Source organism: Fischerella thermalis PCC 7521 (genome assembly GCF_000317225.1).
In the GTDB taxonomy this organism is placed as follows: Bacteria; Cyanobacteriota; Cyanobacteriia; order Cyanobacteriales; family Nostocaceae; genus Fischerella; species Fischerella thermalis.
This window is the reverse complement of sequence record NZ_AJLL01000135.1, coordinates 1-264: the sequence shown is the minus strand read 5'-3', so window position 1 is coordinate 264 and position 264 is coordinate 1. Positions and strand designations below refer to the sequence as shown.

At 40.2% G+C, this 264-nt stretch carries 1 protein-coding gene; it reads left to right on the top strand.

The genetic code is table 11. The features are described 5' to 3' along the window. Positions 1 to 108: 108 nt before the first annotated feature. On the top strand, positions 109 to 264 hold a 156-nt coding region (locus UYK_RS27845; protein WP_423752159.1), incomplete at its 3' end, for a tetratricopeptide repeat protein.

The following is a 264-nucleotide window of genomic DNA, read 5'->3' as shown; positions in this document are numbered from 1 at the left end:
TCACTTTACTAAACGTCACGAAGAAGCCCTCAAAAACTTTAACAAGCTACTGCTCTCGATCCTACAGTTAACTTAGCGAATTTATTACGAGGTTCTATTTATGCTGAATTGGAGCGTTACTCGGAGGCAATCAAAAACTTCGATCAGATAGTTTTTTATGAACCTCTCAATATTCAGGCGATCGCCCAACGAGGTTATACCTACCACTTGATGAAGCACTATCAAGAAGCAATTCAAGACTTCGATCGTGCCATTGCCATTAAC